Annotated in this window: 17 protein-coding genes; 10 read left to right on the top strand and 7 right to left on the bottom strand. The window is 38.7% G+C overall.

Features of this window, described 5'->3' with window-relative positions; translation table 11 throughout:
• Positions 1–181 (bottom strand): DUF1871 family protein (locus AC1DSL_RS12690; RefSeq protein ID WP_477532445.1); only part of this gene is annotated, 181 nt, incomplete at its 3' end.
• Between the two features lie 76 nt (positions 182–257).
• Here AC1DSL_RS12690 and AC1DSL_RS12695 point away from each other — a divergent pair.
• Positions 258–1,430: a MalY/PatB family protein gene (locus AC1DSL_RS12695; protein WP_477532446.1), complete on the top strand. Its 1,173-nt coding sequence runs from the start codon at positions 258–260 to the stop codon at positions 1,428–1,430.
• A gap of 181 nt (positions 1,431–1,611) precedes the next feature.
• Here the strand turns inward: AC1DSL_RS12695 and AC1DSL_RS12700 are convergent, their stop codons facing one another.
• Together AC1DSL_RS12700 and AC1DSL_RS12705 are read right to left on the bottom strand one after the other, a co-directional pair.
• Positions 1,612–1,824 (bottom strand): hypothetical protein, encoded by a 213-nt coding sequence (locus AC1DSL_RS12700; protein ID WP_477532447.1) that lies wholly within the window; start codon positions 1,822–1,824, stop codon positions 1,612–1,614.
• Positions 1,825–1,841: 17 nt separating this feature from the next.
• The gene (locus tag AC1DSL_RS12705) at positions 1,842–2,579 is read right to left on the bottom strand and encodes a peptidylprolyl isomerase (protein ID WP_231391156.1); all 738 of its coding nucleotides are present in this window, start codon (positions 2,577–2,579) and stop codon (positions 1,842–1,844) included.
• 144 nt (positions 2,580–2,723) lie between these two features.
• On the opposite strand from AC1DSL_RS12705, the gene AC1DSL_RS12710 reads away from it, so the two are divergent.
• The 8 genes from AC1DSL_RS12710 (at position 2,724) to mnhG (ending at position 10,332) form a co-directional block, all read left to right on the top strand.
• On the top strand, positions 2,724–3,956 hold the full coding sequence (locus AC1DSL_RS12710) for an MFS transporter (protein ID WP_477532448.1): 1,233 nt from the start codon (positions 2,724–2,726) through the stop codon (positions 3,954–3,956).
• A gap of 605 nt (positions 3,957–4,561) precedes the next feature.
• Complete coding sequence (locus AC1DSL_RS12715; RefSeq protein ID WP_477532449.1) at positions 4,562–6,985, top strand: Na+/H+ antiporter subunit A; 2,424 nt, start codon at positions 4,562–4,564, stop codon at positions 6,983–6,985.
• Complete coding sequence (locus AC1DSL_RS12720; protein ID WP_477532450.1) at positions 6,972–7,394, top strand: Na(+)/H(+) antiporter subunit B; 423 nt, start codon at positions 6,972–6,974, stop codon at positions 7,392–7,394. The genes AC1DSL_RS12715 and AC1DSL_RS12720 overlap by 14 nt, the downstream gene beginning before the upstream one ends.
• On the top strand, positions 7,394–7,735 hold the full coding sequence (locus AC1DSL_RS12725) for a Na(+)/H(+) antiporter subunit C (protein WP_477532451.1): 342 nt from the start codon (positions 7,394–7,396) through the stop codon (positions 7,733–7,735). The genes AC1DSL_RS12720 and AC1DSL_RS12725 overlap by 1 nt, the downstream gene beginning before the upstream one ends.
• The gene (locus AC1DSL_RS12730; RefSeq protein WP_477532452.1) at positions 7,728–9,212 is read left to right on the top strand and encodes a Na+/H+ antiporter subunit D; all 1,485 of its coding nucleotides are present in this window, start codon (positions 7,728–7,730) and stop codon (positions 9,210–9,212) included. Before AC1DSL_RS12725 ends, AC1DSL_RS12730 begins: the two co-directional genes overlap by 8 nt.
• Before the next feature lies 1 nt (position 9,213).
• Entirely contained in the window at positions 9,214–9,690 is a 477-nt protein-coding gene (locus tag AC1DSL_RS12735) for a Na+/H+ antiporter subunit E (RefSeq protein WP_477532453.1), read from the top strand.
• A complete protein-coding gene (locus tag AC1DSL_RS12740; protein ID WP_016428993.1) occupies positions 9,690–9,974 on the top strand; it encodes a Na(+)/H(+) antiporter subunit F1 in 285 nt (94 codons plus the stop codon). The genes AC1DSL_RS12735 and AC1DSL_RS12740 overlap by 1 nt, the downstream gene beginning before the upstream one ends.
• Positions 9,955–10,332 (top strand): monovalent cation/H(+) antiporter subunit G, encoded by a 378-nt coding sequence (mnhG, locus tag AC1DSL_RS12745; RefSeq protein WP_477532454.1) that lies wholly within the window; start codon positions 9,955–9,957, stop codon positions 10,330–10,332. Before AC1DSL_RS12740 ends, mnhG begins: the two co-directional genes overlap by 20 nt.
• Before the next feature lie 141 nt (positions 10,333–10,473).
• Here the strand turns inward: mnhG and AC1DSL_RS12750 are convergent, their stop codons facing one another.
• Positions 10,474–10,689 (bottom strand): hypothetical protein, encoded by a 216-nt coding sequence (locus AC1DSL_RS12750; protein ID WP_016428995.1) that lies wholly within the window; start codon positions 10,687–10,689, stop codon positions 10,474–10,476.
• Between the two features lie 317 nt (positions 10,690–11,006).
• On the bottom strand, positions 11,007–12,524 hold the full coding sequence (locus AC1DSL_RS12755) for a leucyl aminopeptidase (RefSeq protein WP_477532455.1): 1,518 nt from the start codon (positions 12,522–12,524) through the stop codon (positions 11,007–11,009).
• A gap of 154 nt (positions 12,525–12,678) precedes the next feature.
• On the opposite strand from AC1DSL_RS12755, the gene AC1DSL_RS12760 reads away from it, so the two are divergent.
• Positions 12,679–13,155, top strand: coding sequence for a divergent PAP2 family protein (locus tag AC1DSL_RS12760; RefSeq protein ID WP_016428997.1), 477 nt, complete (start codon positions 12,679–12,681; stop codon positions 13,153–13,155).
• Positions 13,156–13,197: 42 nt separating this feature from the next.
• Here the strand turns inward: AC1DSL_RS12760 and AC1DSL_RS12765 are convergent, their stop codons facing one another.
• Both AC1DSL_RS12765 and AC1DSL_RS12770 read right to left on the bottom strand, forming a co-directional pair.
• Positions 13,198–13,527, bottom strand: coding sequence for a YuiB family protein (locus tag AC1DSL_RS12765; RefSeq protein WP_016428998.1), 330 nt, complete (start codon positions 13,525–13,527; stop codon positions 13,198–13,200).
• Positions 13,528–13,719: 192 nt separating this feature from the next.
• Entirely contained in the window at positions 13,720–13,848 is a 129-nt protein-coding gene (locus AC1DSL_RS12770; RefSeq protein ID WP_016428999.1) for a YuiA family protein, read from the bottom strand.
• Positions 13,849–14,035 lie beyond the last annotated feature (187 nt).

The raw sequence follows: 14,035 nt of genomic DNA on the forward strand, positions 1-14,035 counted from the left end.
GTTCATATGAATGTTCATAAACTTCTTGTATGCGTTTTGCCAGTTCAGTTGGATGGTCGATTCCTTGAAGGGCCGCCACTACATCAGCTGTTTCTGTATCATATGCATCAGTACCCATTTTGAAAGGATCCCATAACTGAAGCAATTTTACTGCCTTGCGATTCATTTCAATATTTTCCATCATTTTTCACCTATTTACTTTTCTTTAATAAAAGCTATGATAACATATTAATAAAAAAAGGAAAGAAGGAATTGCTTTGACTTCGTTTGAACAAGTAATCGATAGACGCAGTACTCGCTCAGTGAAATGGGATTTAATGGAGATAATATATGGGATTGAAGATGCTTCGGATATTTTGCCAATGTGGGTAGCAGACATGGATTTTGCAGCTCCTCAAGCCGTCATTGATGCACTTCAAGATCGACTCAAACACCCGGTCTTTGGCTACTCCTACATGTGTGAAGGATGTAGAACTGCCGTGCAAAATTGGTTGCTTCAACGCCACGGATGGCAAACACAAAGTGAATGGATGCTTTTTCATCACGGTGTAGTTCCTGCCATAGCGACAGTAATTGAAACATTCACTAAAAAAGGAGACAGCATCCTGATCTCATCTCCTGTCTATCCCCCGTTTTTCTCAATTCCCGAAAAACAAGGAAGACAACTTGTTGAGAATTTCCTAATTGAAAAAAATGGCGTTTATGAATTTGATTTGGATAGTTTTGAAAACCAGTTGGCTCAAGGCGTGAAACTTTACATTTTATGTAATCCCCACAATCCTGGTGGTATGGTGTGGTCAAAAGAAACTTTAGAAGAAATCGTTCGGTTGTGTGCTAAATATGATACCTTGATTTTATCTGATGAAATACATAGTGACCTGGTTTTTGCTCCACATCGACATATCCCACTTGTTACAGTTGCAAATGGTGAAGAACATCGCATTATTACTTGTGTTGCTCCCACAAAAACCTTTAACTTGGCTGGTATACAAGCTGCCGTCATGATTGTGACAGACGAAGAGAAACGGGAAAAACTAAAAGAAAACGCGCTTGCTCATGGCCAAATGGAATTGAGTCCATTTGCGGCAACTGCTTTAACAGCCGCTTACGAACATGGTGAACCTTGGTTAGAAGAATTGCTGACTGTCTTTTCTTCACATATGGACTATGCCATTGCTGAAATAACCAAAGCTGTTCCTGCCGTGAAAATTGCTAAGCCGAATGGAACATACCTGTTATGGATCGATACTCGCGATACCGGTCTATCTGAAAAAGAGATCATGAATTTACTGTTGACCAAAGGAAAGCTTGCTTTGGAACCTGGTTCTAAATATGGACAAGCCGGAACAGGCTTCTTCAGAATGAATGTCGCTTGTCCTCGCTCGATTCTTAATGATGGGGTTGACCGTTTTATAAAGGCTTTAACTTAAACTAAATTTAATTACTCTGTTAAAACCGTTTGTTTTTTAACGTACATTTTGCGCTGGTCGCACGTTCTGCATGAGCCAACTAGTATGAAAATCACATACTTGTTGGTATCACATGAAAGTTAACACATAGCAATATCAATAAGAAAAAGGCTAAACCAATTGAATTGGTTTAGCCTTTTATTTATTGTTGTTCTTTTTGATTTTCTGATTGACKTTCACGTAAAATACGTTCTTCTAATTCCTTCGTCTTTAGTTCTTGTTTTTTTGAAAGCTTAATAATCCATCGAAAAGTGAGGACGCAAATGATTGCAAAAATCAAGAATTGAAAGGCCGCTGGGATATAGGCAGACTTATCTTCTGGAAAGTATAGAAAGTTGAAAATCCATACATTCATTTGGATCACTTCCTAACTTATTTTTGAAGAACTTCGATTGATTCGATTTTGATGTCTTCAAGTGGTTTGTCGCTTGAATTCCTTTTAACCTTAGTCATCGCGTCCACAACATCCATACCTTCAATAACTTGTCCAAAAACTGTGTGTTTGTTATCTAACCAAGGTGTACCACCATTAGTTGCATATGCTTCAACGATTTCTTCAGGGTATCCCGCTTTTTTCATTTGGCTCAACATGCTTGAGTCCATATCGCTTTTTTGAACGATAAAGAATTGACTTCCGTTTGTTCCAGGACCAGCATTGGCCATTGATAATGCACCACGTAAGTTAAATGCTTTATCCGAGAACTCATCTTCAAATTTAGGTCCGTAAATGCTTTCTCCACCCATACCAGTTCCAGTAGGATCGCCACCTTGAATCATGAAATCAGAAATAATTCGGTGGAAAATGATGCCATCATAATATCCATTTTCGGCATGAGTAATAAAGTTTTCTACTGTTTTAGGAGCGATTTCAGGGAAAAGTTTAATTTTAATCGCACCCATAGTTGTGTTCATTACGACTAATGCTTCGTTTGAAGCAACTTCTGTTGATAATTGTGGATACATTGCACTCTCTCCTTCAGTTGTTGTAGTAGTTTGTTGCGTTTCTTTTTTTGGTTTTTCTGTCTTTTCTTGTTCGACACTTTCATTTGTGCCGCATCCTGCTAACAGGACAATCAAACTAATTAATAACAGCCATCCTCGTTTTTTCATGTTCATTTCACCCTAAATTAGTCTATCATATTCTGTTAACAATTTCAGTAAATAAGTCGCACCACTTCCTTCGTAAAGCGAAATGTTATACAATTAATCAATAAGGGACACTAAAATGTTCAAAAATTGAAAGAGGGAGATTAATTGGCCAATCAAAAAAGAAATTTCTATATTATCTGGATCTCAAATTTTTTAGTTGCAGGAACCGCAACAATGATTATGCCTTTCCTGTCACTTTATATAGACACAATGGGAAACTTTTCGGATGCATACGTACAAAAATGGGCTGGATTTGTTTTCGGCATCACCTTCGTCTCAGCCTTCCTCATGTCACCAATATGGGGGCGCATCGCAGATCGATTCGGTTATAAGCCGATTTTAATCATTACGGGATTTGGTATATCTATTAGCATTCTACTCATGGGGTTTGTACACTCAGTGGAAGCTTTCTTCCTATTACGATTGTTCATGGGAGTAGTGACCGGATTTATTCCAACCTCATTGGCTTTCATCAGTTCGCATACAGCCAAAGAAGTAGCAGGGAAAACACTTGGAACTCTTCAAATGGGAAGTGTTTCTGGTACGTTATTCGGTCCTGTTCTTGGTGGATTACTTGCTGATTCATTCGGTTTTCAGTACACATTTGTCATTACTTCTGCAGTAATAGCTTTTGCAGCCATTCTGGTTATGTTTGGCATAAGCGAAACGAAAAAAATTGCTACAGTCAATGCACATGTTTACTCAAGAAAAACCGTAATGTCAGGCATCATTCATCATAGACTGGTGCTTAATGTCATGATCATCACTGCATTAATTCAAATTGGAAACTTCAGCATCCAGCCGCTTCTTTCACTTTACGTATCAGGTTTATCCGATTCTACAAATGTAGCATTACTTGCGGGCATCACGTTTAGTGCCGCAGGAATCGGAAACTTATTATTTGCTCGTAAATGGGGGCAACTGGGGGATTCAATCGGTTATGAGAAAGTGTTAAGCATGTTGCTTATACTAGCTTTCCTGTTTATCATTCCTCAGGCTTTTGTAACTGAACTTTGGCAATTGATTGGGTTGCGTCTATTATTCGGGATTGCCGTAGGTGGACTGGTTCCAATTACTACTGCTCTCGTCAGACGTGAATCACCAATAGAGATTCAAGGTGAAATGATGGGATACAATACGAGTTTCCGGTTTTTTGGGAATATAATCGGTCCGATGTTCGGAGGACTGGTTAGTGGATATATAGGGATATCTTCTGTCTTTTTCGTGACAGGCGCATTATTCCTTGTATCTTACTTAGTTTTGACATCGACACGGAAAAAACCAGAACAAGATTTTGAAAAGGTGTTACTCAATGAAGAAGCTCATCAACAAGCTTAGCGTTCCTCTATCATGAGGAATGCTTCACTGTAGACAAAGAAAAATATGAGTGAATATAACTTAAAAAGAGCCTATGCAAGAAAATGTTGATTTCCATTGCGGCGGACGCGTTTCGCGGGCACGGCTTCAGTCTCCTCCTCCACTCCAATCAAAAGAAATTGCTTCTGTAAGCTGTCTCTGCAAAATATATAAGTTGGAAGGTGGTCGGCTATTTCTGAAGACTCCTGCGGAAAAACGAAATAAGTTAGACCCCTCAGGTTCAGCTGTCATAGACAGCTGAGCCGAGGAGGCTAGCGTTTCGTCCGCGGAAAGCGAAAGAAATAGCCGACCCTAAAATTTTTCGATAGAGTGCAAATAAGAACTCAATTTTTATACTTTTTTATTAATTATTATTCTTTTTTTCACCAAGCTTAGCGTTCCTCTATCATGAGGAACGCTTTTTTTTTTTTGAATTTTTTAAGGCGTTTCTTCCTATTTATCATTGGTGGTAAAGTTAGGAGCAAACTCACTGAGTTGGCAAGAGTATCCCATGCAAACACTACATATGTACGTTATAATTGACTTTATAGTGAGAATTTGTGATTTTTCAAAAAAGGAGGATTAACTTGTCTTTTGTCTATCTTATTTTCATCCCAATGCTTGCCGCACTAGTGATTCCTTTTTTATATAAAAAAGTTCCTGGCATTCACACCGGTTGGTTTGTTTTAGCAGTACCAGCCATATTATTTGGTCTTTATACGACCTTTCTCTCAAAGGTTAAAAATGGAGAATCATTTACATCCACTTTTGACTGGATCCCATCTTTGAACATATCTGTTACATCATACATAGACGGTTTGAGTTTGTTATTCTCTCTGCTCATTACAGGTATCGGTACATTGGTTGTGCTTTACTCCATTTTCTACTTGGATAAAACACGTGAGCAATTACACAATTTCTACGTTTATTTGCTGCTTTTCATGACAGCAATGCTGGGCGTTGTTCAATCAGATCATTTAATAAGTTTGTACTTTTTCTGGGAATTGACATCAATTTCTTCATTTTTATTAATTGGGTATTGGTATAAACGAGATCGTTCGCGCTTTGGTGCATTAAAATCCATGATGATTACCGTATTTGGCGGATTGATGATGCTGGGTGGTTTCGTTCTTCTCTCAATTATGGGTGACACTTACTCAATCAGAGAATTGATTGCTTCGGCTCCAGAACTCGCTAATCACGAATGGTTTGTATGGTCGCTTATTCTCGTATTACTTGGTGCTTTTACCAAGTCTGCACAGTTTCCATTCTACATTTGGTTACCGGATGCAATGGAAGCCCCAACTCCCGTCAGTGCTTACTTACACTCAGCCACAATGGTTAAAGCTGGCCTTTATTTAGTTGCTCGTTTCACGCCGATTTACGCAAGTTCTGAATGGTGGATTTGGCTTGTGATTGGAATAGGATTATTAACATTGTTATGGGGTTCATTCTTCGCTTTGAAACAAACAGACTTAAAAGGCATTTTGGCATTCTCCACAGTAAGCCAACTCGGACTGATTATGTCTTTACTTGGAGCAGGAGCGATTTCATTCCACACAGGAATTGAAGATGATAATTCCATCTTTAAATATGCTGCTTTTGCGGCCATTTTCCATTTAGTGAATCACGCCACATTTAAAGGCAGTCTGTTCATGATTGCGGGCATCGTCGACCATGAGACGGGTACACGAGATATTCGAAAACTTGGTGGCCTAATGAGTTTAATGCCAATCAGTTTCACCATTGCTCTTATTGGAAGTTTTTCAATGGCTGGTCTCCCTCCATTTAACGGTTTCTTGAGTAAGGAGATGTTCCTTTCTGGAATGCTCTCCATTCCAGAGTTTGATTTTTTTGCTTTTGATACTTGGGGAATTTTGTTCCCAATTATTGCTTGGATTGCAAGTGTGTTCACATTTGTGTATAGCTTTTATTTTGTATTCCGCACGTTTACCGGGAAACACAAACCGGACCTTTTACCAAAACAAGCACATGAAGCACCTATTGGTATGCTCATTTCACCAGCTATTTTAGGGTCACTTGTAGTAGCTATATTCTTCATCCCTAATCTCATTGGTGACGTTCTGGTAAAACCAGCTGTCGTGGCAATACAACCATTTCTTTACTCTGTCCCTGAAGATGTAGGCATTCACATCGCCGCTTGGCATGGGCCGAATGCTGAATTATGGATGACAATTGGCATTGTAGCTTTGGGTTATCTCCTTTATGCAACATTGTCCAAATGGCAACCACTGTACAATAAATTCCCACAAGGTTTCACACTAAATCGTCTGTATGACTTCATGATGTTTTTAAGTGAAGTTGGGACAAACCGTCTATCAAGAATTTATATGACTGGTTTCATACGCTCATATTTGGTGTATATGTTTACGGGAATTGTACTCCTGACAATTGGTACCGTTTTCATTAAGGATGCTTTTGAGGTCAGTTTTGCCACTGTGGCACCGATACATTTTTACGAATTGGTTATCGTCCTTGTATTGATCGCTGGGACATTGACCATTTTGTTGGCTAAGTCCCGACTGACCTCCATCATAGCGTTGGGTGCAGTAGGCTATTCTGTTGCTCTATTCTTTGTCATCTTTAATGCGCCAGACCTGGCACTAACCCAATTGGTAATCGAAACGGTTTCCGTTGCCCTTTTCCTATTGGCATTTTATCATTTACCAAAATTAAATCGACACGAAAACCGGATGAAATTCCGACTGGGCAATGCACTGGTTGCAATCGGGGTAGGCGTTACTGTTACCATTGTTGCACTATCTGCCCATTCACAAAAACTTGTTAGTTCCATTTCATCTTATTATGAAAAAACAGTCTATACAGAAGCCGGTGGCGGAAATATTGTAAATGTAATTTTAGTTGACTATCGTGGATTTGATACTTTATTTGAAATTGCGGTTCTCGCAATCGCGTCCCTTGGAATTATTGCGATGATTAAATTGCGACTGACGAAAAAGAAAGAGGTGAATCGAATTGAAGACCAATGATGTCATTTTACAAACAACTACAAAGATCATCTTCTTTATCATTTTTCTCTTTTCGATTCACATCTTCTTTGCTGGTCATTATACACCCGGTGGTGGGTTTGTAGGCGGTTTATTGACTGCAAGTGGTATCGTTTTGCTACTGCTTGCTTTTGATTTGAAAACCGTCACTACTGCTTTGCCGATCAACTATACAGTAATGACCTCAATCGGATTACTATTGGCATTAAGCACAGCTGCAGGATCTATTTTCTTCAATGTTCCGTTCTTTACACATGCCTTTGATTATTTCGAACTTCCTTTGTTGGGAAAACAATCGTTACATACGGCCATGTTGTTTGATACAGGTGTATATTTAGTAGTCGTCGGTGTTACGATGACCATAATTCAATCGATTGGAGCTGATGATTAATGGAAATTGTCATGTGTTTTGTCATCGGTTTTCTATTTATGGCCGCAGTTTATTTAATGCTCTCTAAAAGTCTGTTGCGTATTATCATTGGTACCGGCTTACTCAGTCACGGGGCGCATTTACTGATTTTGACCATGGGTGGACTTGAAGGTTCCGCACCTCCAGTTGTCTCTCCTGGCGTGACGGATTATGCAGATCCTTTGCCTCAAGCACTTATCCTGACTGCTATTGTCATTAGTTTCGGTGTGACTGCATTTTTCTTGGTACTTGCATACCGAGCTTATCAGGAATTAGGCACTGATAATATGAATTTAATGAGAGGAACTGAAGATCATGATTAATTTGCTTTTGTTCCCCATCTTGCTTCCTTTTTTCTTTGCCATGATTTTAATGCTTTTTCCAAAGAAAATACTTGCACAACGAGCAGTCGCTTCTGTTGCACTTGTCTTGACCTTTGGGATATCTCTTGTACTTCTTTTTAAAGTGAAAACAGACGGTATTCAAGCCATAACACTCGGCAGCTGGCCTGCGCCATTTGGAATTACAATGGTTTCGGATATGTTATCCGTTTTGCTCGTCCTGTCTTCCACATTGATTACCCTTTTTGTTGTGTGGTATAGCTTTTCATCAATCGGAAAGGATCGAGAATCCTATTTCTACTACCCTGGAATTTTGTTCATGTTAACGGGTGTGAATGGCGCATTTACCACAGGCGACATTTTCAACATGTTCGTATTTTTCGAAGTATTACTTATGTCTTCCTACTTGTTAATTGTACTCGGTGGTGAAAAAGAACAATTACGAGAATCCATTAAGTACATTTTGGTGAATGTCATTTCATCTGCTTTATTCGTTGTCACTGTCGCTTATTTGTATTCGGTCATCGGCACCTTGAATATGGCAGATATTTCAGTGAAAATCGCACAAATCGATCAACCGGGAATCATCACGGTCATCGCCGTATTATTCCTACTTGTATTTGGATTGAAAGGTGCAATATTTCCGCTTTTCTTCTGGTTGCCTAGCTCATATGCAGCACCACCAATTCCGGTATTGGCCTTATTCGGGGCATTACTGACCAAAGTAGGCGTATACGCCATCATGCGTACATACACTCTGTTTTTCACGTTTGATCAAGGTTTTACACACGAAATGCTGATGATACTTTCAATCCTGACGATCATTGCCGGATGTATTGGTGCATTAGCTTACTTTGATGTAAAGAAAATCATCATATATAACATAATTATTGCTGTAGGAGTCATTTTATTTGGTGCATCCCAAATGAACGAAGCGTCTCTAATGGGCTCTGTATTTTATTTGATTCATGACATATTGATTAAAGGGGCTTTGTTCTTATTAATTGGTATCATCATTGCTATAACTGGCACATCTGATTTAAGAAAAATGGGTGGACTGATTAAAACTTATCCGATGCTTGGATGGACTTACTTAATAGCGGCATTTAGCTTAGCCGGTATACCACCTTTGAGTGGATTTATAGGAAAACTGCTTATTGTACAAGGTGGATTTGAAGCAGGGAATTTGTGGGGAAGTATCTTGATTTTACTTTCAAGTTTAATTGTTTTATTATCTGTTGTCCGTATCTTCATTTATGCATTCTGGGGTGAACCGGCTCATATACAACCTCTTACAAAACAGCATTATCGCGGATTATTTATGCCTGCAGTCATTTTAGTAGGAATCAGTGTTTTATATGGTGTAGGCTCTGAGTGGTTGGTTCCTTATATGAGTGATGCTGCAAATGTAATGCTAGAACCCGCTCTCTATATAAAAGCTGTTTTAGGGGGTGCGTAAGATGGCTTTTCAAATCATGCTAAACTTTTTTATTGCCTTTCTTTGGATGTTTTTATCCGTCTCGTTTAATGCTTCCACGTTTATCGTCGGATTTTTATTAGGGATGCTCATGCTATGGATTATGAAGGGTTTTTTTCCGGGACGTTTCTATATGAATCGCGTGTGGGCTGTAATTAAACTGATTATTCTATTTTTAAAAGAATTGATCATGGCTAATATTCAGGTTTTGCTGTTAATTATTCAACCTAAGATGCCAATCAAACCTGCAATTTTTGCACTTCCTATTGTTTTAGAAAAGGATTGGGAAATCACGCTTTTGGCAAGCTTAATAACTCTGACACCTGGTACCCTTGTTATCGACGTATCTGAGGATTCCAAAATTTTATATATTCATGCATTGCATTATGATGATGCTGATGAAGCAATCGATTCGATTAAAAACACATTTGAAAAAGCCATACAGGAGGTGAGCCGCTAATGATGGTATTCTTTTGGGTCATAGTCGTACTGATTAGCCTGTCCATGTTGGCTTTCATCTATAGATTAATTGTCGGTCCTACTGTTCCTGATAGAGTTGTAGCGCTGGATTCATTGGGTGTTGCACTAATTTCAATGATAGGGATATTTTCTATTCTCGTTGATACCAGCTTTTTCCTTGAAATCATTTTGCTGCTCGCTATATTAGCATTTATAGGCACTGTGGCTTTCTCTAAGTTTTTAGAGAAAGGAGAGATTATCCAACGTGATAACGATCATCGCTAATATTCTTATCGTATCTAGTGTTGTTTTTGGGGTAATTTTCATTCTTGTCACCGCAATTGGCTTGATTCGCCTACCTGATGTTTATTCCCGTACACATGCTGCTTCCAAAAGCGCTACGCTCGGGGTTATGTTCATCCTGCTAGGTGTATTCCTCCACTTTTGGTTAATTGAAGGCCATATTAATACACGTATACTGCTAGGCATTGTTTTTTTATTTATCACAGGTCCAGTTGGTGGACATGTCATCGGCCGCTCTGCCTATTTATCAGGAGTTAAACTCTGGGATAAATCAGTGAAAGATGAATTGGCTCCAGTTGTAGCTGAACGAAGAAAAAAACATGAACAAAGAAACGCTTAAAGCGCCCTGAAAGGCGCCATTCCGCCCCAATACTTTGGTTCGCAGGCTAGCGCTTTGAGCAGACAATAAGAAATTTATAAAACACAAGGTAATAATAAAACGCTTTTGCTCCTCCCCTTTTGGGACAGCAAAAGCGTTTTTTTAATAGCCGTATGGATAATATGGATAGTATGGATAATATGGATATTGATATGGGTATTGGTAATACGGATAAGGTTGATAATAAGGTTGATTAAAGAGTGATTGACCAAGCAAACTTCCTGCCAAACCTCCTAAAAATGGACCTCCAAAAAAGCCTAGCCCTCCAAAACCCCTGCCAAATCCTCCAAATCCTCCACCAAAATGCCTGCGATTCATATGTCCTCTCCTCTCTTTCCTAACGTATGAGAAAAAGAAAGTGTGACATATGTACATAGCCTATTAGCTAGAACTCCAAATAAAATCAGGTTCTTTCTAATATTAAGACCTTTAACAATGATATTCTGCTTCGATTAGGTCCAAATAGCTTTTGGTCTAATCTGTCCTGCCCAAAACTAGCAGTGAAGGAACGAGTGAATTTTCACTTTTCCAACTATGCACTACTCCAATTCACAAAAAAAGCGACCAGTTTATAAAAATTGGCCACTTTTCTATAGAATATTATGCTTTCTTAATTTACTTCTTAGAGCACTATATTAAGAATTTTCTTCTGTATTTTCCAAGCTCATCCGTTCAATAAGGGTCGCTAAGGAACGAACCATCGCACCAGTTCCACCTTTTGGTCCTAGATCGTGAGCAGCACTTGCATCTGATGTACCTGCGATATCCAAATGGATCCAAGGGGTATTTTCAACGAATTCACCAACAAATCCTCCCCCGAAAATCATGTGGCCGTCGCGTCCCGGTGAATTGTTTAAATCGGCTACATCACTTTTGCGAATTCGTTTCTTGTCACTTTCAGTTAATGGCAAACGCCATACAAACTCACCTGTTTCAACAGTAGCTTCCAAGAATGTTTCAAAGAATGTTTCGTCGTTTGTCAATGCACCAGTTTTATCTTTCCCCAGTGCGATAATTACTCCACCTGTCAACGTTGCAACATCTACAATGTAGTTAGCTCCTTGTTGTTTTGCATATGTGACGGAGTCCGCTAAAACAAGGCGTCCTTCAGCATCCGTATTCAGGATTTCAATCGTTTTCCCACTTAAAGAAGTAATAACATCATCAGGTTTGAACGCATTACCTGAAATCATATTATCCGTTGAGGCAATGACTGCAATGACGTTTTTATTTGGGCGTGTTTCCCCGATTATACGCATTGCACCTAAAACAGCTGCAGCACCCCCCATGTCACCTTTCATGCCTACTAAGCCATCCTTAGGTTTAATGGAATAACCACCTGTATCGTAAGTAATCCCTTTCCCTACTAGGCCTACGACATCGTTCCACTCTTCATTTGCACGGTATTTCATGACCATTAATCTTGGTTCTTCTGTTGATCCTTGGTTAACAGCCAAAATCGCACCCATACCGAGTTCTTCCATTTCCGCTTTTCCAAGTTCTTCATATTCAAAATCATATGTTTCTGCCAATTCTCTTGCGTAATCTGCCATTTTCGTAGCGGTCAAAACGTTTGAAGGCATATTAACGAGAGTACGTGCTTCATTTACTGCTTCTGCATACACTTGTCCCACTTCAAAGTAAGCTAAAATTTCTTGTTCATCCGAATTGGTCAGCAATTCAACATGGTCTAGGTATGCGTCAACTTCATTTGAAGAAGTCTTGTAATYTGGCACTTTATAAAGTCCCATTCCGATGCCTTCTGCAGATAGGTAAGCCGCATCTTCAATTTCGATATCCTCATTGATAAACGAATCCAACCAAATGGAGACATTTGATGTTTTGGAAGCAACTAGTTCTTTTCCGACTGTTCCAAAAATATCACGTAAATCATCTTGATTCAGTGTTTTACGATCACCAAGTCCTACAAAGAAAACACGTAGAAGTTTACCATCTTGAAGTGTTGGTAATTTAGTCAGTTTCTTGCGATCAGTCGAGACATCTCCAGATTTCAACCATTTTTCTAAGGATGAACCGTAGAAAGAAACAAAGTCAGACCATCCTTGTGTGTTTTCAGGATGTTTATAAGTACCTACGATTAATACTTCAGTTTGTACATCATTAAAATTAATACCTGCAACATCTACTCTCACAGAAAACCCCTCCATCTATTTACATTCGACTTCTATTATATACGAATATGTTACGCTTTTCGAATTATCTGTCATCAGCTAAGATTACGCGTTTTAGAGCCCTATAGATGTGGTATACTTTACTAAACAATTCAACACGAAAGGGTGGACCACTATGGACATTCTTACAAATATTCCACTCCTCGCAGCCTTATTCGGAATCATATTTGCTCAATTCGTAAAAATCCCAATCACCTATTTAGTAACCAAGAAAGTCGATTGGAAACTTTTCACTTCAACCGGTGGTATGCCAAGTTCTCATTCAGCAGCTGTAACAGCTTTGACAACAGCGGTTGCTTTTGAAACCGGTCTCGGTTCACCTTTATTCGCTGTATCCGCCATTTTTGCAATCATCGTTATGTTTGATGCTTCAGGAGTTCGTTTCCAGGCAGGTCAGCAGGCAATCATTATTAACCAAATGCGTATTGACTTTCAGATTTTTGTTAATCAATCTAAAGAATGGGCACATAAAAAAGATGAAGAAAAGATTGAAGAGCTGAAAACACTACTTGGACACAAACCGAGCGAGGTTTTTATGGGCGCTTTAACAGGAATTTTCATTTCCATAATCATTTATGTATTTCTCGTATAAAAGAAGCAGTGGATCTCCTTTGAGAGCTCCACTGCTTTTCTGTTAAAACATTTGATATCCATTTTTACGTAACATTTTGATGACAATTCCTGCAATGATCGCACCAACCAAGCCACTAGATAAAACTAAAATATCCGCGAAATGAAGTGCCATTAATTTTTCCCCAAGTGCTTGAAATGCCATAACAGGCGCTGTGAAATACTCGAAAAAATCCACTTCATCGATAATCAAGATAACGACTATTGGATAAACAATTGCCATTAACCATGTCATGCGAAGTAACATATTGAGTAAAAAACCAATCCCAAAAAACATTACTAGAAATATTAATACGGATAACATAACCGTTACAAGTGTAAAATTACCGTCCATTGAATTGTTCCCTCCATGCGTTCCTTTCAACAGTTTACATGATTGGTATGTTCCTTTCAATATCCATGTGAGTTGTTCAACGGACTGTAACATGTTGAAGCACATAAGAAGCTTAAGGGATCGTCCATATTACTCATTAATGCCAACAAAAAAGGTTCTTTTCGAATTATTTACGAAAAGAACCTTCAGAGTCTACTTTTTCCTTCCAGAACCTGCACAACACGAACACGTTTCAGAACCACCAAGACGTAATTGGAAATATCCATTTCCTTTACAATATGGGCATTGATTGGCTTTAACATCCTTTTTGTAAGTTGTCATATTGACCATCTCCTTTTAATTCTTAATATTCTGATAATATAACATATAGGAAATCCTCTGTAAACCATACATCATCTAAATGTAAACGAATACATTAAATATTATCTCTATTTTGCTTAATTTTACTCCTCTTTTCTCATTCTTTCAAAACCATAAGCTCCTTCAACTGCTTCATCCTATATATGCA

It is taken from the genome of Paenisporosarcina sp. P4_D4, assembly GCF_056401835.1.